The 26,843-nt window shown below is 67.6% G+C and carries 24 protein-coding genes; 19 read left to right on the top strand and 5 right to left on the bottom strand.

The features are described from left to right. The first annotated feature begins 66 nt into the window (after positions 1-66). Positions 67-1,347 carry a cysteine--1-D-myo-inosityl 2-amino-2-deoxy-alpha-D-glucopyranoside ligase gene (gene mshC, locus ACZYZE_RS13240; protein ID WP_463908117.1) on the top strand — a complete coding sequence of 427 codons (1,281 nt, stop codon included), beginning with the start codon at positions 67-69 and terminating at the stop codon, positions 1,345-1,347. Here mshC and ACZYZE_RS13235 read toward each other — a convergent pair. Then, complete coding sequence (locus ACZYZE_RS13235; protein WP_459319082.1) at positions 1,344-2,249, bottom strand: PAC2 family protein; 906 nt, start codon at positions 2,247-2,249, stop codon at positions 1,344-1,346. The genes mshC and ACZYZE_RS13235 overlap by 4 nt on opposite strands. A gap of 130 nt (positions 2,250-2,379) precedes the next feature. On the opposite strand from ACZYZE_RS13235, the gene ACZYZE_RS13230 reads away from it, so the two are divergent. From ACZYZE_RS13230 to ACZYZE_RS13145, 18 genes are all read left to right on the top strand, one after another. After that, entirely contained in the window at positions 2,380-3,141 is a 762-nt protein-coding gene (locus ACZYZE_RS13230) for an HAD family hydrolase (RefSeq protein ID WP_463908116.1), read from the top strand. After that, positions 3,134-4,312 carry a site-2 protease family protein gene (locus ACZYZE_RS13225; protein WP_459319080.1) on the top strand — a complete coding sequence of 393 codons (1,179 nt, stop codon included), beginning with the start codon at positions 3,134-3,136 and terminating at the stop codon, positions 4,310-4,312. The genes ACZYZE_RS13230 and ACZYZE_RS13225 overlap by 8 nt, the downstream gene beginning before the upstream one ends. A gap of 128 nt (positions 4,313-4,440) precedes the next feature. Then, a complete protein-coding gene (locus ACZYZE_RS13220; RefSeq protein WP_463908114.1) occupies positions 4,441-5,538 on the top strand; it encodes a tRNA (adenine-N1)-methyltransferase in 1,098 nt (365 codons plus the stop codon). An 82-nt stretch (positions 5,539-5,620) separates the two neighbouring features. Continuing rightward, entirely contained in the window at positions 5,621-7,429 is a 1,809-nt protein-coding gene (gene arc, locus ACZYZE_RS13215) for a proteasome ATPase (protein WP_459319078.1), read from the top strand. Between the two features lie 59 nt (positions 7,430-7,488). Beyond that, positions 7,489-9,099: a depupylase/deamidase Dop gene (gene dop, locus ACZYZE_RS13210; RefSeq protein ID WP_459319111.1), complete on the top strand. Its 1,611-nt coding sequence runs from the start codon at positions 7,489-7,491 to the stop codon at positions 9,097-9,099. A gap of 90 nt (positions 9,100-9,189) precedes the next feature. Beyond that, the gene (locus tag ACZYZE_RS13205) at positions 9,190-9,393 is read left to right on the top strand and encodes a ubiquitin-like protein Pup (RefSeq protein ID WP_211881074.1); all 204 of its coding nucleotides are present in this window, start codon (positions 9,190-9,192) and stop codon (positions 9,391-9,393) included. A gap of 100 nt (positions 9,394-9,493) precedes the next feature. Continuing rightward, the gene (gene prcB, locus ACZYZE_RS13200) at positions 9,494-10,333 is read left to right on the top strand and encodes a proteasome subunit beta (RefSeq protein ID WP_459319077.1); all 840 of its coding nucleotides are present in this window, start codon (positions 9,494-9,496) and stop codon (positions 10,331-10,333) included. A gap of 1 nt (position 10,334) precedes the next feature. After that, complete coding sequence (gene prcA / locus ACZYZE_RS13195; RefSeq protein WP_459319076.1) at positions 10,335-11,042, top strand: proteasome subunit alpha; 708 nt, start codon at positions 10,335-10,337, stop codon at positions 11,040-11,042. A 1-nt stretch (position 11,043) separates the two neighbouring features. Next, entirely contained in the window at positions 11,044-12,408 is a 1,365-nt protein-coding gene (gene pafA / locus ACZYZE_RS13190; RefSeq protein ID WP_459319075.1) for a Pup--protein ligase, read from the top strand. A gap of 109 nt (positions 12,409-12,517) precedes the next feature. Beyond that, complete coding sequence (locus ACZYZE_RS13185; RefSeq protein WP_459319074.1) at positions 12,518-13,450, top strand: FKBP-type peptidyl-prolyl cis-trans isomerase; 933 nt, start codon at positions 12,518-12,520, stop codon at positions 13,448-13,450. 52 nt (positions 13,451-13,502) lie between these two features. Then, positions 13,503-13,898, top strand: coding sequence for an FKBP-type peptidyl-prolyl cis-trans isomerase (locus ACZYZE_RS13180; protein WP_459319073.1), 396 nt, complete (start codon positions 13,503-13,505; stop codon positions 13,896-13,898). A 163-nt stretch (positions 13,899-14,061) separates the two neighbouring features. Continuing rightward, positions 14,062-16,059, top strand: a complete 1,998-nt coding sequence (locus tag ACZYZE_RS13175; protein ID WP_459319072.1) for a helix-turn-helix transcriptional regulator — start codon at positions 14,062-14,064, stop codon at positions 16,057-16,059. Positions 16,060-16,085: 26 nt separating this feature from the next. After that, the gene (locus ACZYZE_RS13170) at positions 16,086-16,484 is read left to right on the top strand and encodes a hypothetical protein (RefSeq protein ID WP_463908110.1); all 399 of its coding nucleotides are present in this window, start codon (positions 16,086-16,088) and stop codon (positions 16,482-16,484) included. Positions 16,485-16,519: 35 nt separating this feature from the next. Next, the gene (gene tatA / locus ACZYZE_RS13165; RefSeq protein ID WP_459319070.1) at positions 16,520-16,789 is read left to right on the top strand and encodes a Sec-independent protein translocase subunit TatA; all 270 of its coding nucleotides are present in this window, start codon (positions 16,520-16,522) and stop codon (positions 16,787-16,789) included. Between the two features lie 6 nt (positions 16,790-16,795). Continuing rightward, positions 16,796-17,632 carry a twin-arginine translocase subunit TatC gene (gene tatC / locus ACZYZE_RS13160; RefSeq protein ID WP_459319069.1) on the top strand — a complete coding sequence of 279 codons (837 nt, stop codon included), beginning with the start codon at positions 16,796-16,798 and terminating at the stop codon, positions 17,630-17,632. A gap of 24 nt (positions 17,633-17,656) precedes the next feature. Next, positions 17,657-20,548, top strand: coding sequence for a DEAD/DEAH box helicase (locus tag ACZYZE_RS13155; RefSeq protein ID WP_463908107.1), 2,892 nt, complete (start codon positions 17,657-17,659; stop codon positions 20,546-20,548). Positions 20,549-20,644: 96 nt separating this feature from the next. Continuing rightward, complete coding sequence (locus ACZYZE_RS13150) at positions 20,645-22,288, top strand: amidohydrolase (protein ID WP_463908105.1); 1,644 nt, start codon at positions 20,645-20,647, stop codon at positions 22,286-22,288. Positions 22,289-22,708: 420 nt separating this feature from the next. Further along, the gene (locus tag ACZYZE_RS13145) at positions 22,709-23,470 is read left to right on the top strand and encodes a polyprenol monophosphomannose synthase (RefSeq protein WP_459319066.1); all 762 of its coding nucleotides are present in this window, start codon (positions 22,709-22,711) and stop codon (positions 23,468-23,470) included. A 105-nt stretch (positions 23,471-23,575) separates the two neighbouring features. Here ACZYZE_RS13145 and ACZYZE_RS13140 read toward each other — a convergent pair whose 3' ends face one another. From ACZYZE_RS13140 to ACZYZE_RS13125, 4 genes are all read right to left on the bottom strand, one after another. After that, positions 23,576-23,923 carry an RNA polymerase-binding protein RbpA gene (locus ACZYZE_RS13140; RefSeq protein WP_459319065.1) on the bottom strand — a complete coding sequence of 116 codons (348 nt, stop codon included), beginning with the start codon at positions 23,921-23,923 and terminating at the stop codon, positions 23,576-23,578. Between the two features lie 309 nt (positions 23,924-24,232). After that, on the bottom strand, positions 24,233-25,240 hold the full coding sequence (locus tag ACZYZE_RS13135; protein ID WP_459319064.1) for an SPFH domain-containing protein: 1,008 nt from the start codon (positions 25,238-25,240) through the stop codon (positions 24,233-24,235). 99 nt (positions 25,241-25,339) lie between these two features. After that, positions 25,340-25,801: an NfeD family protein gene (locus ACZYZE_RS13130; protein WP_463908102.1), complete on the bottom strand. Its 462-nt coding sequence runs from the start codon at positions 25,799-25,801 to the stop codon at positions 25,340-25,342. Between the two features lie 146 nt (positions 25,802-25,947). Further along, a complete protein-coding gene (locus ACZYZE_RS13125) occupies positions 25,948-26,811 on the bottom strand; it encodes a methyltransferase domain-containing protein (RefSeq protein WP_463908100.1) in 864 nt (287 codons plus the stop codon). Positions 26,812-26,843: the final 32 nt, after the last annotated feature.

Below are 26,843 nucleotides of genomic sequence, written 5' to 3'. Positions count from 1 at the left end.
AGGTCCTGGCCCCGCCCAAAACCCCGACGAATTAGCGAAAATGACCACTAGCACTAGGCTTGGGCTGTGAAATCCTGGATCTCCCGCCCCGTCCCCCAGCTCCCCGGCAGCATGCCTGCCCTCCGCCTCTTCGACACCGTCAAGGGCGCCGCCGTTTCGCTGGAGGCAACGGGCCAACAGTCCCTTTATGTCTGTGGAATCACCCCCTATGACGCCACCCACATGGGCCACGCAGCCAGTTACGTCGCCTTCGACCTGCTCAACCGCGCCTGGCGGGACGGCAGGCAGCAGGTCGCCTACGTGCAGAACGTGACCGACGTCGACGACCCCCTGCTGGAGCGGGCGACGGCGACCGGCGTGGACTGGCGCGAACTCGCGGCCAGCCAGATCGCACTGTTCCGGACCGATATGGAAGCACTCAATGTGCTGGCGCCGGATCACTACGTGGGCGCCGTCGAAGCCATCCCGATGATCGTGCCCGCGATCGAGCGGCTTGTGCAGCGAGGCCTGGCATACCGCGTGGCCGGCGGCGCCGGGGAGCCCGACGGCGATGTGTACTACGACGTCGAGGCCGCCGGCAAGCATTCCGCCGAGGCGCGTGACGCCTGGACGCTGGGTGCCGTCTCCGGCCTGTCCGACGCCGAGATGCTTGAGCTCTTTGCCGAGCGCGGCGGCGATCCGGGCCGCGCGGGCAAACGCCAGGCGCTGGATCCGCTGCTATGGCGCGTTGCCCGGGACGGTGAGCCCAGCTGGCCCGGCGGCGAATTAGGGGAGGGCCGGCCCGGCTGGCACATCGAATGTACCGTCATCGCCCAGAAGTACCTGCCCGCGCCGTTTACCGTGCAGGGCGGCGGCTCGGACCTGATCTTCCCCCATCATGAGATGGGCGCCGGCCATGCCTATTCGCTGTCCGGTGTGCCGCTGGCCCGTCATTTCGCCCACGCCGGAATGGTGGGGCTGGACGGCGAGAAGATGAGCAAGTCCAAGGGCAACCTGGTCCTGGTCTCCAGGCTCCGGGCCGCCGGCGAGGAACCGGCGGCGATCCGGCTGGCAATCCTGGCCCACCACTACCGCAGCGACTGGTCCTGGACCGACGCCGGCTTTGCCGAGGCCAACGAGCGGCTGCGTTCCTGGCGTGAGGCCCTCGCGGTTGCCCCGGAAGGCTCAGCCGCTCCGCTGGTGGCGCGGCTGCGTGCCGAACTCTGCAATGACCTGAATGCCCCCGGCGCCCTCACTGCCGTCGACGGCTGGGCCAAGGCTGCAATCGAAGCAGGCGGTACCGCAGCTGCCACTGATGCGGCGCTCGTGAGCGACGCCGTCAACGCGATCCTCGGCGTCGAGCTCTAGGGCTTTTCCTTTCCCCTGCGCTTGAGGTAGCGCTCAAACTCCCGTGCGATTGATTCGCCGCTGGCCTCGGGGAGGTCGGCGGTGTCCTTCGCTTCCTCCAGCTGGCGCACATACGCCGCGATCTCGGGGTCTTCGGTGGCGAGCTCGTCAACGCCGCGTTCCCATGCATCGGACTCCTCGACCAGATCCTGGGTGCTCAGCGGAACCTGCAGGAGCTCTTCGATCCGGTGCAGGAGCGCCAGCTGGGCCTTGGGGGAGGGAGCCTGCGCCACATAGTGCGGCACGGCGGCCCAGAGCGAAACCGTCGGCAACCCGGCCAGCATGGCAACTTCCGCGAGGACGCCGACGATTCCCACCGGCCCCTCGTACTGCGAGGCCTCCAGCTCCATCCGCTCACGCAGGGCAGGGTCGTCCGTGGACGCACTCACCGGAATAGGACGGCTGTGCGGAACATCGGCGAGCAAGGCGCCGACCAGGATCACATAGTCAACATGGAGCGCCTCCGCGTGGACCAGCAGTTCAGCGGTGTAGGCACGCCATTTGTAGGACGGCTCAGTGCCCTGGACGAAGATGGCGTCCACATTCGAGCCGGGCACGCTGGCCTTGAAAATGCGGGTGGACGGCCACTTGATCTTCCGCTCACCGGAGGAGGTGCGGCGGATCGTGGGCCGGGTGAACTGGAAGTCGTAGTACTCGTCGGCGTCGATCGAACCGACCTTCTTGCCGCCCCAGAGTTTGCTCAGGTAGCGCAGGGCATCGCTCGCAGCCTCCCCGGCATCGTTCCAGCCCTCGAAGGCGGCGAGCATCACGGTGATGCGCCGGCCCTCGGGCACGGGCTGCAGCAGCCGTTCCGGCTCGGGCACGGCGCCCGTTTCCGTGGGGTTTCCCTCGAAGCTATTCATCTGTTCACCCTACGTCCAAGCACCCGGCCCCCGCAGGGAATGAAGCGCCGGAAAGGGTCGACGCGCGGGCGATATTCGCCGTAGGCGTACTATGGGGCACCCTAACGGGGCTCCCCGTAGACTGGGAGGCATGCAATCCACAGCCTCCCACCCCCTGCTCAAGGCCGCGTTATGGGACATGGACGGCACCATCGTCGACACCGAGCCGTACTGGATTGAAGCCGAACACGCCCTGGTCGCGGCCCACGGCGGACAGTGGTCGCACGAAAAGGCCATGCAGCTCGTCGGCCAGTCCCTCGTCTTCTCCGCCGGGATCCTGCAGGAGGCCGGCGTCGAGCTGGAGCGCCGGGAGATCATCGACATCCTCACCGCCCATGTCATCAGCATGGTCCGGACCTCCGTGCCGTGGCGGCCCGGAGCGCGCGAGCTGCTGGATGAGCTGCACACCGCGGGCATCCGCTGCGCCCTCGTGACCATGTCCGAGGCCCCGCTGGCCCGGGAGATCGTGGCCAGCCTCCCGAAGCCCTACTTCGATTTCCTCGTTACCGGTGACACCGTCACGCAGGGAAAACCGCACCCCGAGGCCTACCTGAAGGCCGTGGAACTGCTCCGGCAGCAGGATCCGGAGCTGGGCGTCCGGCACTGTGTGGCCCTCGAAGACTCCATACCGGGCGTGGCCGCCGCCGTGGCCTCCGGCGTCGTGACCGTGGCCATCCCGCACATCATGCCGCTGCCGCACGATCCGCGCCGCGCCACCTGGGAGACCCTGGCGGGACGCACCGTGGCCGATCTTGAAGAGCTTGTGGCCCTGCGGCATGAGTTCCCGGACGCGACCTTCGGCCTGGACGGCGGGCCGGACAGCGCCGCCGCAAGGAGCCTGGCCAATGACTGACACCGAGACCCAGGGCCCCAAGGCCCAGACCCGCAAGGAAGGCATCCCGCTGGGGCGCATCGCCGGCATCCGGGTGATCCTCGCCTACTCGTGGTTCATCATCGCGGCATTCACCGTCGTCGTGTACGGACCGGTGCTTGAATCCAGGAACCCCGAGCTGGGCATCACCGCCTACTTCGTGGCGTTCGCCTATGCGGTCCTGCTGCTCATCTCGGTGCTGGTGCACGAGCTCGCCCACGCCCTGACGGCCAAGATCTATCACTGGCCCACCCAGAAGATCGTGCTCAACCTGTGGGGCGGCCACACCCAGTTCGAGAGCTTCACCGCGTCGCCGGGCCGTTCCGTCCTGGTCGCCCTGGCCGGTCCTGCTGCCAACTTCGTCCTGGCCGCCGCCGGCTGGCTCCTGCTGACCGGAGGCGAACTGACCGGAGTCGCCGGCATCCTCACCAACATCTTTGTCTGGGCCAACCTGCTGATCGGCATCTTCAACGTGCTGCCCGGCCTTCCGCTGGACGGCGGCCGGCTGGTGGAATCCGCAGTATGGAAGGCCACCGGAAGCCAGGAGAAGGGAACCGTAGCGGCCGGCTGGAGCGGCCGGATCATCGTGATCGCCCTCGTTGGCTGGTTTGTGGCCCTGCCCCTGCTCAGCGGCGGCCGCCCCGACTTCTCCCTCATGCTCATCACCCTCCTGGTCTGCGGTTTCCTCTGGATGGGCGCGACGGCCGCGATCCAGCAGGCACGGCTGCGGGGCCGCCTTCACCTGCTGAACGCCGGGACCCTCGCCGAGCCCGCCGTCGGCCTGCCGGAATCCGCCACAGTCGCCGAGGTGCTGCGCCTTCCACGGGACGTCGCCACCGGCGCAAGCCCCGCCGTGGTGCTGTGCCGCACGGACGGGCATCCGGTCGCCGTGGTCGACGCCGGCGCCGTCGCCACGGTCCCGCCACACGCGGCCGGGGCCACCCCGCTCACCGCCGTCTCCTACGCCCTCGGCGCCGGCGCCTATGTGCCCGAATGGTCCACGGGACAGGAGCTGATCCAGTACCTCGCCCAGCTCGACGGTCAGGAATACGCCGTCGTGGACCGTGACGGAGCCGTCACCGGACTGCTCCGGCAATCAGCCGTGCTGAATGCCCTCACGGGCAAGAATCCCGGCGGCGGCAGGCAGATGTAAGGCCAAAGCCGGTAGAGTTACCTGCCGGTCGTGTATTTCCGGCCCTGGGCGCAAGGCCCCGGGCACCAGCAGCCGGACCGCCGGCAACTCCGCGGCCACACAGCTTTACAGGAGCGAGGAACATTCTTATGAGCAGCGACACCGCCGCCAACACCAGCCCGGCCGATCTCACGGCCGGCAGCAGTACGCCTGCCAGCCCCACCACTGCCGCCCCCACCGCTGCCACCACGACGCCGGTCGGTGCCGCACGCCGCCGCGGACCGTTCCGTGAAGGTGAGCGCGTGCAGCTCACCGATGAGCGCGGCCGGATGAACACCATCAGCCTCGAAGTGGGCGGGGCTTTCCACACCCACCGCGGCTTCCTGAACCATGACGAGATCATCGGCCGGCCGGACGGCTCCGTCGTGGTCAACAACGTCGGCCAGCAGTACCAGACCCTGCGTCCGCTGCTCTCCGACTTCGTGCTCTCGATGCCCCGCGGCGCTGCCGTGGTCTATCCCAAGGATGCCGGCCAGATCGTTACCATGGCGGACATTTTCCCCGGCGCCCGCGTCGTCGAAGCCGGCGTCGGCTCGGGTGCGTTGTCCATCTCGCTGCTGCGCGCGGTGGGGGACAACGGCTACCTGCACTCCTTCGAGCGCCGGGAAGAATTCGCAGACATCGCCCGGGGCAACGTCGAGACCATCTTCGGCGGCCCGCACCCGGCCTGGCAGATTTCCCTCGGCGATTTCCAGGAGGAAGTGGTCCGCACCGAGGCACCCGGCTCCGTGGACCGCGTCGTCCTGGACATGCTGGCACCCTGGGAGTGCCTCGACGCCGTCGCCACCGTCCTGGCCCCGGGTGGTGTCTGGATCAGCTATGTCGCGACTGTGACGCAGCTGTCCAGGACCGCCGAAGCCATCCGCGCCGACGGACGGTTCACCGAACCCGATGCCTGGGAATCCATGGTCCGCGGCTGGCACCTGGAAGGGCTCGCCGTGCGCCCGGACCACCGGATGGTGGCCCACACCGGCTTCCTCCTGGTGACCCGCCGGCTGGCCGACGGCGTCACCGGCATCTCGGTGAAGCGCCGCCCGTCCAAGACGGATTTCAACGCAGAGGACGTTAATGCCTGGACGCCGGGCGCCGTGGGGGAGCGCGCCGTCTCGGACAAGAAGCTGCGCCGCGCGGCCCGCGACGCCATCGCGGGGACCAATGTCAAGGATGTGCCGGAGATAAAGAACTAGTCCGTATTTCGGAAGTCTTCAGCGGCGCCCGGCTTCTTGGGGCTAATGTCTTAATAGAAGCGCAGGAAGGGGCTGATGCACGATGGAGACTCCGAACACCGACCCGGGCCGTACCCCGGCAGACGACGCAGCAGCACATGCGGCACTGACCGCAGGACAACCGGCGGGCACCGACGGTGACCGCTACGCCGCCAACGAAGTGTCCGTCGCCGAGCGGCAGGTCAATATCCTCCGGGACAAGCTCCGGAACATTGACCGCCAGCTCGCCGCGGCGACACAGAACAACTCCAGGCTGGTGTCCATGCTGGAGGCGGCCAAGGCCGAAATCCTCCGGCTCAAGAATGCCCTCGATCAGGAGGGCCAGCCGCCGTACAGCTTCGGCACCGTCCTGCAGCTGAATCCGAAACGCCAGCCCTCGCCGGGCAACAGCGGCCAGGCCGCCACCGAGGAATCCGTGGATATCTTCAACGCCGGCCGCAAGATGCGGGTGGGGATCAGCCCGCTGGTGAACATGAACCAGCTGGCTGTCGGTCAGGAAGTGTTGCTCAACGAGGCGCTGCTGGTCGTCGCCGGACTCGGGTACGAACGGGCCGGCGACCTCGTCACGCTCAAGGAAATGCTGGGGCCGGACCGTGCCCTTGTGGTGGGCCGCGCGGACGAGGAACGCGTCATCCGGCTGTCCGGGGCCCTGCTCGCGCAAAAACTCCGGGTCGGGGACGCCCTCTCGATCGACTCCCGCACCGGTTACGCGCTGGAGAAGATTCCGCGTTCCGAAGTGGAAAACCTCGTTCTCGAGGAAGTCCCGGACATCACCTACCAGGACATCGGCGGGCTCGGCCCGCAGATCGAGCAGATCCGCGATGCCGTCGAGCTGCCCTTCCTGCACCCGGACCTGTACCGCGAGCACGGGCTCAAGGCGCCCAAGGGCATCCTGCTCTACGGCCCACCCGGCTGCGGCAAAACGCTTATCGCCAAGGCCGTCGCGAATTCCCTTGCCGCCCGCGCCGCCGAGCGCACCGGCAAGACGGATATGAAGAGCTACTTCCTGAACATCAAGGGCCCGGAGCTCCTCGACAAATACGTCGGCGAAACCGAGCGGCACATCCGGCTGATCTTCGCCCGCGCCCGGGAAAAAGCCTCCGAGGGCAGCCCGGTGGTGGTGTTCTTCGATGAAATGGACTCGCTGTTCCGTACCCGCGGCACCGGCATCTCCTCCGACGTCGAAACCACCATCGTGCCGCAGCTGCTCAGCGAGATCGACGGCGTGGAACGGCTCGACAACGTGATCGTGATCGGCGCCTCCAACCGCGAAGACATGATCGACCCGGCCATCCTGCGGCCGGGCCGCCTCGACGTGAAGGTCAAGATCCAGCGGCCCGACGCCGAGGCCGCGGCAGACATCTTCAACAAGTACATCACCACGGACCTGCCGTTCCACGCAACCGACCTCGCGGAGCACGACGGCGACGTCCAGGCCACCGTCGACGCCATGATCCAGCGCACCGTCGAGGCGATGTACTCGACCGCCAAGTCCAACGAATACCTCGAGGTGACGTACGCCAACGGCGACACCGAGATGCTCTACTTCAAGGACTTCAACTCCGGCGCCGTCGTGCAGAATGTGGTGGACCGGGCCAAGAAGTACGCCATCAAGGACCTGCTCACCGTCGGCCAGAAGGGCATCCGGATCGACCACCTGCTGCGCGCCGTCATCGACGAGTTCCGCGAGCACGAGGACATGCCCAACACCACCAATCCGGACGACTGGGCACGTATCTCCGGCAAGAAGGGCGAACGCATCACGTACATCCGCACCATCGTCCAGGGCAAGGCGGGCCAGGAGCCCGGCAAGTCCATTGAGACGATGCCCAGCACGGGCCAGTACCTGTGACGGGACCTGTGGCCGGCCGGCCGGCCGACGTTTCCGGCGGCCTGCCCGTGGGGGGTGCCATGCGGGTGATGGGCTCGGAAACCGAATACGGCATCCACGCGCCCTCCGCGCCGGGAGCCAATGCCACCATGATGTCGGCCCGCGTGATCCAGGCCTACGCCCAGGTGACGCGGCAGCGCGCCGCCGGCGGTGCCGAAACGCGCTGGGACTACACCGATGAGGAGCCGCTGCACGACGCCCGCGGCTGGACCCTGGAACGCAGCGCGGCGCACCCGGAACAGCTGACCGACCAGCCGCCGGTCCTGGACGCGGAGGCGGTGGCCCTCGCCTACGGCCGCGAAGAGCTGGAGCACGACGGCGAGGACGAGTCCGGCACGCTGCTGATGAACATGGTGCTGGGCAACGGGGCACGGCTCTACGTCGACCATGCCCACCCCGAGTACTCGAGCCCGGAAATCACGAACCCGCGCGACGTCGTCACCTGGGACGCTGCCGGTGACCTCGTGGCCCTCGCCGCTGTCCGCCGGCTGGCCGCCGATCCGGATCTGCCGCCGATCAACCTGTACAAGAACAACACGGACAACAAGTCCGTCTCCTATGGATCCCATGAGAACTACCTCATGCCCCGCTCCGTGCCGTTCGGCGATATCGTCCGCGGGCTGACCCCGTTCTTCGTCACGCGCCAGATCATCTGCGGCTCCGGACGGGTCGGCATGGGCCAGGACGCCTCCCGCCCGGGTTACCAGATCAGCCAGCGCGCGGATTTCTTCGAGACGGAGGTGGGCCTCGAGACCACCATCCGCCGCCCCATCATCAATACCCGTGACGAGCCGCACGCCACCGCGGACAAGTACCGCCGCCTCCATGTCATCATCGGCGACGCGAATCTCAGCCAGGCGTCGAACTACCTCAAGTTCGGCACCACAGCGATGGTGCTGAGCCTGATCGAGGCCGGGCTGGCGCCCAGGCTTGAAGTCCACGAACCGGTTGCGGCGCTGCAGGCGGTCAGCCATGACACGTCCCTCACCGCCACCCTGCGGCTGCTGGACGGGCGCCGGATCACCGCCCTGGACCTGCAATGGATCTACTTCGAGGCCGCCGCGAAGCACGCCCAGGACACCGGCGTCGCCGATGCCGTAGACGGCGACGGGCACACCCACGCCGTGCTGGAACACTGGTCCGCGACGCTGACGCAGCTGGGCGGCGACCGGGCCGCGGCCGCCTCCTCGGTGGAGTGGCTGGCCAAGCTTTCCCTGCTCGAGGGGTACCGGGAACGCGACGCACTCGACTGGGGCCACGCCCGCCTGGGCCTGGTGGACCTGCAGTGGGCGGACATCCGGCCGGAGAAGGGCCTCTACCATCGGCTGCTGGCCCGGGACCGGATGCAGCGGATCGTCGACGACGCCGCGATCGCCCGGGCGGTGACCGAACCGCCGTCGGACACCCGGGCCTTCTTCCGCGGCCGCTGCGTCAGCCGCTTCGGAACCGATGTGGTCGGTGCGAGCTGGGACTCCGTGATCTTCGATGTGCCGGGCCGGGGCAGGCTGCAGCGGGTCCCGACCCGGGAGCCGCTGCGCGGAACAGAGGCCCTCACCGGGGCCCTGTTTGCCCGGCACCGCGAGGCTGGAACGTTCCTCTCGGAACTCCTGGGGCTCAGCCCCGGTTCGTAGGGACAAAGCACCCCGTCAGCGCCGCCGGCATGGCAATATTGCTTACAGGATGTCCCATAGCAAACAGGGGACGGACAAAAGGAGAAGACAATGGCAGGCCAGGAGCAGCAGCAGCCGCAGTCACGCGACACCGAGGTTGACGAGGACGTCCCCGCCGCCCCGCCAGCACCCGCCGAGGCACAGGCGTCCGCCGCCACCCAGGGCGTCGATGACCTGCTCGATGAGATTGACGGCGTCCTCGAATCAAACGCCGAAGAGTTCGTCCGGGCGTTCGTCCAGAAGGGCGGCCAGTAGGGCCGCGGCACCGCCGCAGGTCGAAGGCGGCCCAGGCCTGGGACCGCCCGGGGCCGGGGGTCCGGAAGTCGTTGATCCACTACGTTGAGGGAGTGCACCAGTGCAGGAAACCACGGCCAACCAGGTAGCGGCAAACGCGACGTCCTCATTCACCGCGCACCTGCAGCGGGAACGCCCCGACTTAATGCCTTTCGGCCAGTTGCCGTTCCACCAGCTGCCCCCCGCACTCACAGGGCATGCCGCCGCTCAACTCCAGGTGCCCCACGGGACCACGATCGTCGCGCTGACGTACGCCGGGGGAGTGCTGATGGCGGGGGACCGCCGCGCCACCATGGGCAACGTCATTGCCAGCCGCCACATCGAAAAGGTGTTCCCCGCGGACCAATATTCCTTGCTCGGCATCGCCGGAACGGCCGGCATCGCCCTTGACATCACGAGGCTGTTCCAGGTGGAACTCGAACACTACGAAAAGATTGAAGGAACCCTGCTGAGCCTGGACGGCAAGGCCAACCGGCTCGGCGCCATGATCCGGGGCAACCTGCCGATGGCCATGCAGGGCCTGGCCGTGGTTCCGCTCTTTGCCGGCTTCGACCGCCCCGCCGGGCTCGGCCGGCTCTTCTCCTACGACGTCACCGGCGGCCGCTACGAGGAGCAGGAACACCACACGGTGGGCTCCGGCTCCATGTTCGCCCGCGGCGCCCTCAAGAAGCTCTGGCGGCCCAACCTTTCCGAACAGGACGCCGTCTCCGTCGCCGTCGAGGCGCTCTATGACGCCGCCGACGACGATTCCGCCACGGGCGGCCCGGATCCGGTCCGGCAGCTCTGGCCGGTGGTCTACCTCGTCAACCGCACCGGCGCCATCCGGGTCCCGGAACGCGAGCTCGCGGCGGTGGCCGGCACCATCATAGAATCCAGGGCCGTGGCCCAGCGGGAGGCCTGAAATGACCCAGCAGTTTTATGTTTCGCCCGAACAGCTGATGAAGGACCGTGCGGACTTCGCACGGAAAGGCATTGCGCGGGGGCGTTCGGTGGTGGTCATCAGCTGCCGGGAGGGGATAGCCCTCGTGGCGGAAAACCCCTCGCCGTCCCTGCACAAAATCGGCGAGATCTACGACAAGATCGCCTTCGCGGCCGTCGGGAAGTACAACGAATTCGAAAGCCTGCGCCAGGCCGGCGTGCGCTACGCGGATGTGCGCGGCTACTCCTACGACCGCGAGGACGTCACGGCCCGGGGACTGGCCAGCGTCTATGCACAGAGCCTCGGCGCCGTGTTCACGGCGGAGCAGAAACCGTTCGAAGTGGAACTGGCCGTGGCCGAGGTCGGCCCTGTCCCGGAAGCGGACCACCTCTACCGGCTGACCTTCGACGGATCCATCGCGGATGAGAAAGGGTTCATCGTGATGGGCGGCCAGGCGGACAAGGTGTCCGAGGCCGTCGCCGCAGGCTGGCAGGGCGAACTCGACTTCGCCGGTGCCATCCGGCTCGCCCTGGCCGGGCTCGTGGCGGACAAGGAAACCGCCACGCTGCCGCCGTCGGCCGTGGAAGTCGCGGTGCTGGACCGCGGCTCGGAAAGCAGCCGCGGTGCACGACGGGCCTTCCGCAGGCTCGAGGACGCGGACATCGTGGCATTGCTGGCTGAGGAGAACTGAGATGGACAAGCGCATTTTCGGCATCGAAACCGAATTCGGCATTTCCTATTCGAGTCCGGAGTCCCGGCCGCTGGCACCCGAGGAGGTGGCCCGTTACCTCTTCCGCAAGGTAGTCAGTTGGGGCCGGTCCTCCAATGTGTTCCTGACCAACGGTTCACGCCTCTACCTCGACGTCGGATCACACCCCGAGTACGCCACGGCCGAATGCGACGACCTCAGCCAGCTCATCGCGCACGACAAGGCCGGGGAGCTGATCCTGGACGACCTCGTGGACGAGGCGCAGGAACGGCTGGCGGCCGAAGGTTTCAACGGTACGGTGTACCTCTTCAAGAACAACACCGACTCCGCCGGCAACTCCTACGGCAGCCACGAGAACTACCTGATCCCGCGGCGCGGAGAGTTTTCCCGGCTCGCCGAAATCCTGATCCCGTTCCTCGTGACGCGCCAACTCATTGCCGGCGCCGGCAAGATCCTAAAGACCCCGCACGGCGCCACCTTCGCCTTCTCACAGCGGGCGGACCATATCTGGGAGGGTGTCTCGTCGGCCACCACGCGGTCCCGGCCCATCATCAACACCCGCGATGAGCCGCACGCCGACGCCGAGTTCTACCGCCGGCTGCACGTGATTGTCGGGGACTCCAACATGTCCGAAACCACCGCCCTTCTCAAGGTCGGAACGGTGGACCTGATCCTTCGGATGATCGAATCCGGCGTCATCATGCGCGACATGCGGATGGAGAACCCCATCCGCAGCATCCGTGAAATTTCCCACGACCTCACGGGCCGCGCCCTGGTCCGGCTCGCCAACGGCCGGCAGCTCACCGCGCTGGAGATCCAGCGCGAGTACCTGGGCAAGGTCACAGCCTTCGTGGCGGAGAACGGCGCCCACAACGCCCATGTTCCGCTGATCCTGGACCTGTGGGAGCGCACCCTGGACGCGATCGAAAGCGGCGACACGAGTACGATCGACACCGAGGTGGACTGGGCGATCAAGAAGAAGCTGATGGACAGCTACCGCGAACGCCACGGCCTGGGGCTCGATGCCCCGCGGATCGCGCAGCTGGACCTGACCTACCACGACATTTCGCGCACCCGGGGGCTCTACTACCTGCTGCAGAACCGCGGTGCGGTGCGCCGGCTGGTGGATGACACGGCGGTCAAGGATGCGGTGGACGCCCCGCCGCAAACCACCCGGGCCAAACTCCGCGGAGACTTTGTCCGCCGGGCCCAGGAACTCGGCCGCGATTACACCGTGGACTGGGTGCACCTGAAGCTCAACGACCGCGCGCACCAGACGCTGCTGTGCAAGGACCCGTTCCGCAGCGTTGACGAGCGGGTGGATGCACTGCTGGACTCTATGGGCTGATACCCAGCTTTCCGCGTTATTCTGGTAGAGGCCGCCCTGCGGCCACCGCTTTCCTTGCCGCGGGAAACCGCGCGCATTGCGTCCACCCTGCCTCGACGAAAGTTTCTACGTGCGCCGACTACTAGCAATTCTTCTTCCCGGGCTGCTGCTGCTGACCGCTTGCGGCGGTGGCGAGCCTGCCGCTCCGGAGCCCACCAGCCAGTCCGCCGGCGAGACCGCCAAACTGGACTCCCTCGAACTCACCGAGAACGGCGACAAGACGGCGCCCGGCGTGAAGTTCACCCAGCCCCTTGAGGTCAAGGAACCCACCATCAAGGTGATCAAGGAGGGCGGCGGCGACCGGGTCAAGGCCAACCAGATCGCGTCGATCTCGATCATTGCCTTCAATGGCAAGGACGGTGCCACTCTGGAAGACACCTTCCCGAAGGACCCGGAGCAGCTTGAGCTGAACGAGGAACTCAAGACCAGCAGCGGTGCCATCTACAACGCCTTCGTCGGCGCCAAGATTGGCTCCCACATTGCCCTTGCCGTTCCCGGCCAGGCCGCCGCCGAGGGCGCCGAAGCGCAGCCGTCCCAGCTCCTCGTGGTGAAAGTGCTCGCTGCCAAGGATGCGCCCAAGGTCCTCGACAAGCCCGAGGGCGACGCCGTCACCCCGCCGGCGGGCCTGCCCACCGTGAAGGAAAACGATAAGGGCGTCCCCGAGATCTCCGTCGAAGGCGTCGCCGCCCCGACCGCCCTCATCTCCCAGGACCTCATCAAGGGCAAGGGCCCCGAGGTCAAGGAAACCGACACCCTCACCGTCAACTACGTCGGGGTGGCACTGGCCGGCGGCAAGGTCTTCGATTCCAGCTTCGACAAAGGCGAGAAGGCTTCCTTCCCGCTCAGCGGAGTCATCAAGGGCTGGACCCAGGGCCTGAGCGGCAAGACCGTCGGCTCCCGCGTCCTCCTGGTCATCCCCAAGGACCTCGCCTACGGTGAAGAGGGCCAGGGTGACGCCAAGGGCGACCTCGTCTTCGTCGTCGACATCCTCGGCGTCAAGTAACCCGCCGCTCACCCGCACCACCGCACCCCAAGCCACGCAAAGAGGAGTAACCATGTCATTTGGACAGCGCGATCTTGACCGCCAGAAGCCGGAAATCGACTTCCCGCAGGGCGACGTTCCCACCGAACTCGTTATCACCGAGCTGATCGAGGGCGACGGCGCCGAAGCCAAGGCCGGCGACACCGTTTCCACCCACTACGTCGGCGTGGCCTGGTCCACCGGCGAAGAATTCGACGCCTCCTGGGGCCGCGGCGCACCGCTGGACTTCCGTGTCGGCGTCGGCCAGGTCATCCAGGGCTGGGACCAGGGCCTGCTGGGCATGAAGGTCGGCGGCCGCCGCCGACTGGAGATCCCCTCCGAGCTCGCCTACGGCTCCCGCGGGGCCGGCGGGGCGATCGGCCCGAACGAGGCCCTGATCTTCGTCGTCGACCTCGTCGGCGTCCGCTAGTCCCCACCCGCCCCCTATCCCCGCAAACTCGGACAGGGAACCCGGCGGTCGTGGGCCCTCCCCGGGCCACTGTATGAGCGGGCGCGGTAACAATCGGAATAGTTCTTCCGGTTGTTGCCGCGCTTTCGTCATTTTCGCGCAGGGACTTTAGTAGCCTTGCGGGGTGTCCGCCTCACGTACAGAACGCCTCCTGAACCTGCTCATCGCCCTGCTCAACACGAAGTACGGGCTGCGCCGCAGCGAACTGCGGGAAAAGGTCTACCGCGACGCCACCAGCAGCGACGGTGCCTTCGGCCGGATGTTCGAACGCGACAAGGGCGAGCTGCGCCAGTTCGGCTTCGACGTCGAAACGGTGATGGATAAAGGCTGGGGCTCGGACGACCCTGCCACCACCCGGTACCGCATCGGCAGGGAATCCAACCGGCTGCCCGAGGTCAGCCTCACCGCCGCGGAGTGCACGGTCCTCATCCTCGCGGCGCAGCTCTGGGAGCAGGCCGCCCTCGGTTCAGCGGCCGTGAACGCGATGCGCAAGCTGCAGGCGGCCGGCGGCCTGGTCGACGCTGAGCTCCCGGCCGGGGTCCAGCCGCGCATCAGGCCGGCGGGCCAGGCCTTCGAGGACCTCGTTGCCGCGATGCATGCCCAGCACCCGGTCCGCTTCGGCTACCTGGCCGGGAGCACCGGCAAGGAGGAGGATCGCCTGGTGGAGCCGTGGGGTCTCGGCAGCCGCTTCGGGCAGTGGTATCTCGTGGGCCATGACCGGACCCGCGGCGACAGGCGCTTCTTCCGGCTCTCCCGCATCACCTCCGCCGTGACCGTGCTCGAGAAGCAATCCTTCACCCCGCCTACCGCGTTCAACGTCCGCGCCGAGCTCGCGGGACTGGCGGAACTGCCGGTCCAGACCGCCGTCGTCGACGTCGAGCAGGGCCGGCTTCTGGGGCTCCGCAAGCGCGCCCTGACGGACCCCGACGCCGAACCCGGGGCTGCGCGGCCCGGCACCGGCCGGGACCGGCTCGGCGTGCCGTACCGCGACGCCGAGACCCTCGGCGAGGAACTGGCCTCCTACGGGCCGAAGGCGGCCGTTGTGGCCCCGCCGGAGCTCGTCACGGCTGTGCGGCGCCGGCTGGCCGCCGCCGCGGCCTTCGCCGCCACGCCCGCCCCTCCGGTCGCCTTCCCGGCTGCCGCCGCGGGTAACGCCAAGCACCGGCGAAAACGCACCTCCGAGGACCAGCTCAAGCGGATGCTCCAGCTGGTCCCGTTCCTGGTCCATAACCAGGGCCTGCACATCCGCGACGTCGCCGCGAGGTTCGGCATCAGCCGCAAGGAGCTCGAGGATGACCTGCGCATCCTGATCTGCTCGGGACTGCCGGAGGGCTACCCGGATGACCTGCTGGACATCCGGTGGGACGACGACCACGTCTACATCATCCAGGACCTGGAGCTGAACCGGCCGGTGCGCTTCGCCGTGGACGAGGCCTGCGCCCTGCTGACCGGGTTGGAGACCCTGAACGGCCTGCCGGAGCTGGCCGAGGGGAACGCGCTGGAATCGGTGACGCTCAAACTTATGGCCGCGGCGGGGGAGCAGGGCCGGCAGGCGGCGCAGCTCTCCGGCCCCGCGGTTGCTCCAGGCAACTCGGCCACCCTGGAAACGGCCCGCGACGCCATCACCAACGGTGCACAGCTGCGGCTCCGCTACTTCTCGCCGCAGCGGGACACCGTCTCCGAACGCAACGTGGACCCGCTCCGGCTCTACTCACTGGACAACACCTGGTACCTCGAGGCGTACTGCCATTCGGCGCAGGGCCTGCGCAACTTCCGGCTGGACCGGATCGAGGAGCTGCAGCCAACCGGCCTGCCGGTGTCCGCCGCGGCCAAGCCGGCGGACAGTTTCCCGGTGAAACTTTTCACCCCGAACGACGACGACACTGTCGTCGTCGTCGAACTGACCCGCCGCGGCATCGGGCTCGCCGACGACTACTACGCAGAACGCACCGCACCGCTTCCCGGCGGCGGAATGCTGGCCGAAATCCGTTTCGGCAGCACGGACCGGCTGCCCATGTTCGTGGCCCAGCACGGCGGGACCGCCCGGGTTGTGCAGCCGGAAGCCCTCGCGGCGGCTTCCCGGGCCTGGCTCGACGCGGCCCTGGCCCAATATGAAGTCTGACCGGCACCCCGGCTAGACTACTCAGCATGCCTTGGTGGTCCTGGATCGTAATCTGGATAGCGCTCGTCGCGCTGTCATTGTTGTTATTCGTTGTGCTCGGCGTCCGGTTGTTCCGGCAGTTCATGACCACGGTGAGGGAGCTCGGCGAGGCGGGGGAGCGGTTCTCCAGCTTCCCGTCCGCACCCGCCGGGCCCGGTTCAGCCGCTGTTCATATTGACGCCGTAGACTTCGACGGCGCCGGCACGGATGCAGCGTCCGGTGCGCACGCTGCGCCGGGATCCGCCGTTTTCGCCCCGCCCGCCCGGATGCGGCACGAATACGACGCGTCCAAGCTGGCCCGGCAGGAAGCCCGGCGGTTGCGGCGCGTCCGGCGCAAGACGGACCGGGGCCAGCCCCAGGCGCTGGGCGACATTGAATTCAGTTAGACATAGGATGTATTCAAACGAAAGGACCTCCTGACATGAGGCTTGAAGGCTGGCATCTCATCATCATCATCGTTCTGGCATTGGTGCTTTTCGCCGCACCGAAGCTGCCCGGCATGGCACGCAGCCTTGGCCAGTCGATGCGTATTTTCAAGTCGGAAGTCCGGGAAATGAAGAAGGACGGCGCCACCGACGCCAAGGATGACTCCGAAGCAGTCGAGGGCCGGGTCGTGAACCACCCGAAGTCCGCCGGCACGGAATCCCGCACGGCCGACGGAACCGACGTTCCGCCTCCGAACCGCGCCTAAGACCACATGGCAGTAACCATGGGCCGTCGATCGAACCCCGAGGGGAGGATGGCGCTCCTCGACCACCTGAAAGAGCTGCGGAACCGCCTCTTCAAGTCGGCGATCGCGGTCATTGTGGGCACCGGCGTCGGCTTCTTCGTCTACCAGCCGATGCTCGCCGCCCTGATTCAACCGATCCGTGACCTGAACGGGCACGAGGGCCGGCAGGCGACGCTGAACTTCGACGGTGTGGCCAGCTCCTTCGACCTGATGATCCAGGTCTCGGTGTTCCTCGGCCTCATCGCCGCCAGCCCGGTCTGGCTCTACCAGCTCTGGGCGTTTATCGTCCCGGGCCTGCACAAGAAGGAACGGCGGCTCGCGCTGTCCTTTGTCGCCGCGGCCGTGCCGCTCTTTGTTGGCGGCGTTCTGCTCGCCTGGCTCGTACTCCCCAACGCGGTGCGGGTCTTGACCGACTTCACGCCTTCCGGCGGTTCAAACTTCATCAGCGCCCAGATCTACCTGTCCTTCGTGCTCAGGCTGCTGCTGGCCTTTGGCATCGCCTTCCTGCTGCCGGTCGTCCTCGTCGGGCTCAACCTGGCCGGGATCATCAAGGGCAAGCAGCTCCTCAAGAGCTGGCGGATCACGGTGTTCCTCGTCTGCCTGTTCGCCGCCATGGCCGCGCCGGGGGCCGATGCCATGAGCATGTTCTACCTTGCCGGTCCCATGCTGGTCCTTTTCTTCGCGGCCATCGGGCTGTGCCTGCTGAACGACCGCCGCCGTGAGCGCCGCGCCATCAAGCGAACCGCGGAAACCGAGGCCACGGCGGACAACGCGACCCCCAGCTCCGAGCTGGAGAATCTCTAGCCGTTCGCGCACTAGGCTGGAAGCATGTCCATACTCCCCGGGCCGGAATCTCCGTCCGAACGCTACCGTGCCAGTGCCGAGCGGGCCGCCGAAGCCAAGACGTATCTGGGCGGTTTCATCCGGACTCTCGAATTCGAACTCGATGACTTCCAGCGCGAGGCGTGCCTCTCGCTGCAGGCCGGCCGCGGAGTCCTCGTGGCCGCCCCCACGGGTGCGGGCAAGACGATCGTGGGGGAGTTCGCCATCTATCTGGCCCTCCAGCGCGGCCTCAAGGCCTTCTACACCACCCCGATCAAGGCCCTGAGCAACCAGAAGTACTCCGAACTCGCCGAGAAGTACGGTGCCGCGCAGGTGGGGCTGCTGACGGGCGACACCAGCATCAACGGCGACGCACCCGTCGTCGTGATGACCACCGAGGTGCTCCGGAACATGCTCTACGCGGACTCCGACACCCTCGATGACCTCGGCTTCGTCGTGATGGACGAGGTCCACTATCTGGCCGACCGTTTCCGCGGCGCCGTCTGGGAAGAGGTCATTATCCACCTGCCCAGCGAGGTTCAGGTCGCCTCGCTGAGCGCCACGGTGTCCAACGCCGAGGAATTCGGTGCCTGGCTGGACACCGTGCGCGGACAAACCGATGTGATCGTCTCCGAACACCGCCCCGTACCGCTTTGGCAGCACGTCATGGTGGGCCGGAAAATCGTAGACCTCTTCGCCGGTGACATGAGCTTCGACGAGATCGCCCCCGCCGGCGAAGCCAATGCTGCGGTGACCGCTTCCACGGCCGACCTCAGCACCCGTCCGGGTTTTGAGGTCAACCCGGAGCTGCTCTCGATGGCCCGGGCCGAGAGCCAGATGAATTTCCGCGGGCGCTTCGGCCACGGCGGGCGCAACCAGCGGCGTCAGCGAAACCAACACAGCCAGCACGACGAGCCGCAGGGCGGCCCGCGCAGCGCGGTCCGCAAGGCCAGCCGCCCCCAGGTCATCGACAGCCTCGACCGGCAGGATCTCCTGCCCGCGATCACGTTCATCTTCTCCCGCGCCGGCTGCGACGCCGCCGTCGCCCAGTGCGTCGCCGCCGGGTTGTGGCTGACCACCGAGAAGGAACAGGTCGCGATCGCACGGCGCGTCGACGAGGCCGCGCAGGACATCCCCTCCGACGACCTGGATGTCCTCGGCTTCTGGAGCTGGCGCGACGGCCTGCTCCGGGGCCTCGCAGCGCACCACGCGGGCATGCTCCCCACCTTCAAAGAAGTCGTGGAAAAACTCTTCGTCGGCGGCCTGGTCAAGGCGGTGTTCGCCACCGAGACGCTGGCGCTCGGCGTCAACATGCCGGCGCGGTGCGTTGTGCTGGAGAAGCTGGACAAGTTCAACGGCGAGGCGCACGTGAACATTACGGCAGGGGAGTACACCCAGCTGACCGGCCGGGCCGGCCGCCGCGGGATCGACGTCGAGGGCCATGCCGTGGTCCTGTGGCAGCCCGGCACCGACCCGGCCTCGGTTGCCGGCCTTGCCTCGCGGCGCACCTACCCGCTGAACTCGAGCTTCCGGCCGACGTACAACATGTCCATCAACCTGCTGGCCCAGTTCGGCCGCTCCCGCGCCCGGGAGATCCTCGAATCCTCCTTCGCCCAGTTCCAGGCGGACCGGTCCGTGGTGGGGCTGGCGAAACAGGTGCGCAGCCGCGAGGAATCCCTGGCCGGCTTCAGCAAGGCGATGAGCTGCCACCTTGGCGACTTCACCGACTACTCCCGGCTGCGTCGGGCGCTTTCCGATGCGGAGAAGAATGCCTCCAAGACCACGTCCCGGGCCAGGAAGTCCCTCACCGAGGACTCCCTGAGCCGCCTGCTGCCCGGCGATGTCGTGGATGTTCCCACCGGGCGGGCGCCCGGCCTCGCCGTCGTGCTCAGCTCCGACCACCACTCCCGCGAGCCGCGGCCCGCCGTGATGACCCTCGATAGCCAACTGCGGCGGATCGGCACCCAGGACGTCGAAGGCCCGCTCGCGCCCATCACCCGGATCCGGATCCCGAAGTCCTTCAACGCCAAGGTGCCCAAATCGCGGCGGGATCTGGCCTCCTCGGTCCGCAACGCCATCCGGGACAACCGCCCGCCCGCGCCGCCGGGCCGGGACGAGGACTTCGGCCGCGCAGCGGCGCTGCCTGACCACGAGAAGAGGATCACCGAGCTGGGCCGTGAGCTCCGTGCCCACCCTTGCCACGGCTGCAGCGAACGCGAGGACCACGCGCGCTGGTCCGAACGCTGGTGGAAGCTCCGCCAGGAAACGGACGGGCTGGTCCGCCAGATCCAGGGCCGCACCAACACCATCGCGAAGACCTTCGACCGGGTCTGCGGGGTGCTGGGCAACTACGGCTATCTGGAGACGTCCGACGCCGGAGTCCTCACCATCAGCCCCGACGGGCAGCGGCTGCGCCGGATCTACGGCGAGAAGGACCTGCTCATTTCACAGTCCCTGCGGATGGGTGCCTTCGCTGATCTCGACGCCGCAGAAATCGCGGCCCTCGCCAGCATCCTTGTGTTCCAGGCCAAGCGCGAGGACCGCGGGCTCCGGCCCAAGATGCCCAGCGTTTCGCTGGAATCCGCGATCGATACCGTGGTGCGTGAATGGTCCATCCTGGAGGACGTCGAGGAAGCCGCCAAGCTGCCGCTGACCGGAGAGCCCGAATTGGGCCTGGTGTGGCCCATCTTCAAGTGGGCCAAGGGACGGCACCTCCAGGAGGTCCTCAGCGGGACGGACCTGGCCGCGGGTGACTTTGTCCGCTGGGTGAAACAGGTCATCGACCTGCTGGACCAGCTCGCCAAGATCCCGACCGCGGACCCGCGCGTCTCGAGACTGTGCGCGGACGCGATCACGCTGGTCAAGCGCGGCGTCGTCGCGTATTCCTCGGTGGCCTGACGGCTGAAGGGCAACGCCGGGCCGCCCGGCACCATCCGTCCCATTCGAACACCGCCGGCGCTGCGCCGGCCCCCAGCTACAAGGAGCTCCCGCACCATGACCGATTCCCCGGCCACCCCGGCGCCGCGCAAGGTGACGCTGTACCGTAACGGCTCGGTCTACACGGCCGCCGATCCCTTTGCGACCGCGATGCTGGTCGACGGCGACACCGTCGCCTGGGTCGGCTCGGAGCAGGCTGCAACGTCGATTGCCGATTCCTCGATGAACGTCATCGACCTGCACGGGGCGCTCCTGGCCCCCGGATTCGTTGATTCCCATGTGCACCTGACGGAGACCGGGATCGCGCTGGACTCGCTGCGGCTTGGCGGTGTCCGCTCCGCCAGGGAACTGCTCGACGCCGTCTCGGCGTCCCCCGCCGAGGGCACCGTGCTGGGCCACGGCTGGGACGAGAGCCTGTGGTCCGATCCGGAGCTTCCTTCACCGGCGGAACTTGAACGCGCCGCCGGCGGCCGGATGGTTTACCTGTCCCGCGTGGATGTGCACTCGGCGCTCGTGTCCTCCTCGCTTGCGACGGCGGCAGGCCTTGCGGGCCTCGACGGGGCCTCCGCCGGAAGCCAGGTCAAGCGCGCTGCCCACACCGCCGCCCGGCTCGCGGCGCGGCGGTTGCCGTCAGCAGCGCTCCGGGGCTACCAGCAGCTGGCCCTGGCCGAAGCTGCCGCCAATGGCTATGTGGCGCTGGCCGAGATGGCCGCACCTCACATCGGCAGCATCGAGGACCTGAAGCTTGCGGCGGCCTGGAATTCCGGGCCCGACGCCGTTCCGGAGGTCCTGCCGTACTGGGGTCAGCCGGCGGCCTCCGCGGAACAGGCCCAATCCATTATCGACAGCCTGGGCGTGTCCGTGCTGGGCCTTGCCGGGGACCTGAACATCGACGGCTCGATCGGTTCGCGGACGGCGGCCCTGCGGGCGGACTACAGCGATGCTCCGGGGGAGCGCGGCAGCCTGTACCTCTCGGTGGCGGAGGCGGCCGCACACCTCGCGGCGTGCTCGCTGCTGGGGATCCAGGCGGGTTTCCACGTCATCGGTGACGCCGGGCTGGATGCGGCGCTGGACGCCCTGGACCAGGCGGCGGCCGAAGTCGGCGCGCAGAAGGTCCGCGCCGCAGGCCACCGCTTCGAGCACGTCGAACTGGCCGACGCGGACGCCATCAACCGGCTGGCCGGCTACTCCGTGACCGTCAGCGCGCAGCCGTGCTTCGACTCCGCCTGGGGAGGCGGGGGCAGCCTCTACGAGCAGCGCCTCGGCGCCCGCCGCACCGGCATGAACCCGTTCGGTTCCTTCTACGCCGCCGGGGTGCCCATCTGCTTCGGCAGCGACAGCCCGGTAACTCCGCTCCGGCCGTGGTCCAGCGTGCGGGCCTGCCTGCAGCACAGCAACCCCTCCGAGCAGATCTCCGCCCGCGCAGCGTTTCTGGGCCACACCAGGGCCGGCTGGCGGGCCGCCCGCTACCGGAACCCGATGGCCGGCCAACTGGTTCCCGGGGCACCGGCCAGCTTCGCCGTCTGGGAGGTCGAGGAACTTATGGTCCAGGTCGCCGACGGCCGCGTCCAGTCCTGGAGCACCGACCCCCGGGCCCGGACGCCCCTGCTGCCGGCCCTCGACACGGGGTCCGATCCGGCCTGCCTGCTGACCGTCGGGGACGGGCGCGAACTGTTTTCCAACGGTACCTTCGGCGCGTGACGGCACCGAAAGTTTGCCGGCCCGACGGCGGTCCTGACCTGCGGCGTTGAATGAAACGGCAGGTCACGGTCCGGTTGACAGATCATGGCGTCCCCGTAGCATTGAGGGTCAACGGAGGGTTGCGCTAAGCGCAGGCTCCGGACGTCCCCCGGTCAGTTCCAGGTTGCCGCAAGCGCGGCGGCCGCTTCGGTTGTGGCCATGGGTGTTCCCAGGGGGCGGGTCCATTTCGCAGCAGAAAACGGTCCCGGCGGCGCTTCTCGCGCTTTGCCGGAACTGGCCCGTGGCGGGTGGACCTGCCCACGGAACCGATTGCGGCCTCGAAGGGTCCGGCGACTCCCTATAATGGGAAGTTGCGCCTGCTCCCTGCTATTGGCAGACCGGCCGGCGCTCTGACCGCTCCCTTCAAGGAAAGGCCTCGCTGTGCGTGTCCTCACGATCATCCCGACCTACAACGAGCTGGAATCGTTGCCCAAGACCCTCGGGCGACTGCGCACGGCCGTGCCTGGCTCCGATGTGCTGGTGGTCGACGACAACAGCCCCGACGGCACCGGGCAGCTCGCGGACCGCATCGCCGCAGAGGACAACCAGGTCCACGTCCTGCACCGTGAAGGCAAGGCCGGCCTGGGCGCCGCCTACATCGCCGGCTTCCGGTGGGGCCTCGACGCCGGGTACGACATCCTCGTCGAGATGGACGCGGACGGCTCCCACCAGCCGGAACAGCTCCCGCAGCTGATCGAGGCCGTGGAGCAGGGCGCCGACCTCGCCATGGGTTCGCGCTGGGTTCCCGGCGGAAGCGTCGTCAACTGGCCCCTGTACCGCCAGGCGATCTCCCGGGTCGGAAGCACGTACGCCCGGATCATGCTCGGCGTCAAGATCAAGGACGTCACGGGAGGCTTCCGCGCGTTCCGCCGGACTACCCTGGAGAAGCTGAACCTCGACGCCGTCGACTCTGTCGGCTACGGCTTCCAGGTGGACCTCGCCTGGCGCGTGGCCAGGCTCGGACTGAACATCGTGGAACGCCCCATCACCTTTGTGGAGCGCGAACTCGGCGCCTCCAAGATGAGTGGAAACATCGTGGTCGAAGCCATGGTCAACGTCACCAAGTGGGGCCTCACTGCCCGCTGGAACACCCTCTCCGCCAAGCTCGGCGGAAAGCTCGGCGCCAAGAAGGCCAGCAAGTAGGGCCACCAAAGAAAAAGCAACGCGGGGTCACTTCCAGCCCATCCGGTGCATCAGGATGGGCTGGAAGTGACCCCGCGTTGCTCGAAATGCGGGTGCGCCGGCTGCTTAGGCCGAGCGGCGTTCGCCGCGGCGTTCACGCAGGATCGTGAGGCGATCTTTAAGGATCTGCTCCAGCTCGGGCAGGGAGCGTCGTTCCAGGAGCATGTCCCAGTGCGTGCGGACGGCCTTCTCGTTGCTGTTCACGGGGCGTTCGCCGTCGACGAGCAAGGCTTCCTTGCCTGTCTTCGACACCCAGACCGGAGGGATCTCCGCTTCGGAGGAGAAGGTCACGAATACCTGCTCGCCGTCCTCGCAACGGTACTCAACCCGCTGGCGCGGAGCCGGTTCGACACCGGATTCGGTCTCCATGCTCTGTGCGCCAAGGCGCATACCCCGCAGGCTGCGATCGCTCATTTTTTCTCCACTCTGTTCGGTTCGCAGGGTCAGACCCTGCGTTAGCCGGGGGCTGTACGGCCTCGCCGGACTACTGTTTGCATCGCGCTGCATCGCTGGAAAGAACCGGCGTGATCCCGGCAAATCGTCACTGGATTAAACGCTTTGCGAAGCTTAATTGTTCCAGCCGGTTGAACCAGCCGGACAAATATTTGAGTATACGCGAACAGCACACCCCGGGTAAAGCCTGTCGGGGCTGTTTCGGCGGCTGCCGGGCACGGAAAAGGGGAGGCGCCCGCCTGTGCGGGTGCGTCCCCTTTCCCTAGAAGATCAGGAATCCGGCTTGGCCGGGAAGGCTGCTGCGCTTGCCGCGCCGGCTGCCGGCGTGGCTGCCGGACTCACCGGAGCCTTCTGCTGCGCGGCGTCCGAGTCCGGACCGAACAGTCCATCCGCGGGCTGACCGGGCCTGGTGCCGCCAATGGCGTTGCCGATGCCCTTGAGTGCTTCGCCGACCTCGCTCGGAATGATCCAGAGCTTGTTCGCCGATCCTTCGGCGATCTTCGGCAGCACCTGCAGGTACTGGTAGGCGAGGAGCTTCTGGTCCGGATTGCCCTTATGGATGGCGTCGAACACCTTCTGGATGGCCTGGGCCTCGCCGTCGGCCCGGAGGATGGCGGCCTTGGCGTCGCCTTCGGCCTTAAGGATCGAAGACTGCCGCTGGCCTTCGGCGGTGAGGATGGCGGACTGCTTGGTGCCTTCCGCGGTGAGGATGGCGGCACGTCGGTCACGTTCGGCCCGCATCTGCTTTTCCATCGAGTCCTGGATGGAGTGGGGCGGATCGATCGCTTTGAGTTCCACCCGGGAAACACGAATGCCCCAGCGGCCTGTCGCTTCGTCCAGCACACCGCGGAGCTGCCCGTTGATCTGGTCACGGGAGGTGAGGGCCTCTTCAAGGTTCAGGCCACCGACGACGTTACGGAGGGTCGTGGTGGTGAGCTGTTCGACCGCCTGGATGTAGTTGGCAATCTCGTAGGTTGCCGCCCGGGCATCGGTGACCTGAAAGTACACCACGGTGTCAATGGAGACCACTAGGTTGTCCTCGGTAATCACCGGCTGCGGCGGGAATGAAACCACCTGTTCACGCAGGTCAAGCAACGGCAACAGCCGGTCCACGAACGGGATCAGGATCGTGAGGCCGGGGTTCAGCGTGCGCTGGTACTTGCCCAGCCGTTCGACGACGCCGGCCCGCGCCTGCGGGACAATCCGCACCGAGCGGACCAGCACGATTATTACGAACGCAACGAGAACCAGCAGCACGATTGCGACTGCGATATCCATACATCACCTTTTCCCCAGATATGTGGTCTTGCTATGCTTTGCGGCGGTGTCCCGCCGCGTGTCCGGTGCCGGTGGCGGCCGCCGGAAAAATAGCGCGCACTATTGGACGGCGGTCTCGGGCTGTGGGGCAACGACGGCGGTGGCGCCGTCGATCGAGCTGACCACGGCGTGCTGGCCGGGGGCAAGGACTCCGGTTTCCGAGCGGGCACTCCAGATGTCGCCGCCGATCTTGACCAGACCGCCGCTTGCGCTGACAGGTTCCATAACGAGGGCGGATTCACCGATCAGCCGCTCGATGTTGCTGCGCTGTTCCGCCGGTCCCTTGTGCAGGTGCTTGAGCGCGACGGGCCGGACGAAACCGATCATCAGGAGGGCGACTACGCAGAAGGCGACAATCTGGAGCCAGAAGTCCGCGCCGGCGAAGTCGGCCAGCAACCCGGCCAGGGCGCCGCCGCCGAGCATGATGAAGAAAAGGTCGAGGGTGAGCATCTCCACCACGGCGAACATCAGGAAGACGGTGAGCCAGAACGCCCACAAGTTTTCGGCCAGCCATTCAAACATCTGTGCCCCCTTCGCTCCCGGGAGCTGCCGGCGCAGACCCTCAGTAACTGTGAGTCCATCCTAAGCCGAAGGGCAAGGCCTGCCGAGGGCGGGAGAATCCAAGCGGCCAATGTGGCCAAGTCGTTACCTTTCAGGGCAGCGCAAGCTCAGTGGCGCGGCTGGAAGACACTGATCCGGAAGCGGGCTGACACCCCGGTCAGCGGCGGCAGGCCCGCTGCGAGGGAGGCCAGGGTTCCGCGGTCCAGGTGGTGGCCGGCCGGCCCCATCAGGGCCAGTCTGGCCACGTCGTTGGGATTCAGAGAAAGCTGCAGATCCAGGTCACGGGCGGCCAGGGCCGAGAAAGGCCCCCCGAGTGCGGCCCCGAGGCGCTCGTCCTTGGCGGGCTCAATCCCGAGCATGCCAGTCTGTCCTGCGATCTCCCCAAGGTGGCCGGGCCGGGGCGTGACCACGATCAGGCGCCCGCCGGGGCGGAGCACACGGGCGAACTCCGCAGCGTTGCGGGGTGCGAAGACCACAGTGGCGACGTCCACGGCCTCGTCGGCGACCGGCAACGGCTGCCACACGTCGGCGACGACGTTTACCGCCTCCGGGTTCAACCTGGCAGCCCGGCGGAGCGCAAATTTCGAGATGTCCAGTCCTATGGCCGCGGCCGGCCTGCCGCCCTCCAGCATCCGGTCCAGGACGGCCCGGAGGTAGTGGCCGGTTCCGGTTCCGGCGTCGAGTACCAGCGAACCGGGCCCGGCCAGGGCCGGCGCCGCGAGTGCCGCCACGGCTTCAGCCAGGGGACGGTAGTGGCCGGCGGAGAGGAAATCGAAGCGCGCCGCGACCATGTCGGCCGCGTCCGCTTCGAAGACCGTGCCCTTACCCACCAGGAAGTTGAAGTATCCCTGCCTTGCGGAATCGAAACTGTGGCCGGCCGGGCAGACCAGCGTGCGGCCCCCGCCGTCGCTGAGCCTAAGGCTCATGCGGCAGACCGGGCACAGCAGGGAGTCAGCGGAAGCGGGGAGCATACTGTCCATCCTAGGGCGGCCGCCGGGCGGGC

It is taken from the genome of Pseudarthrobacter woesei (assembly GCF_055412745.1).
Note: the sequence above shows the minus strand (reverse complement) of the source record. Positions and strands in the feature narration are given on the sequence as shown.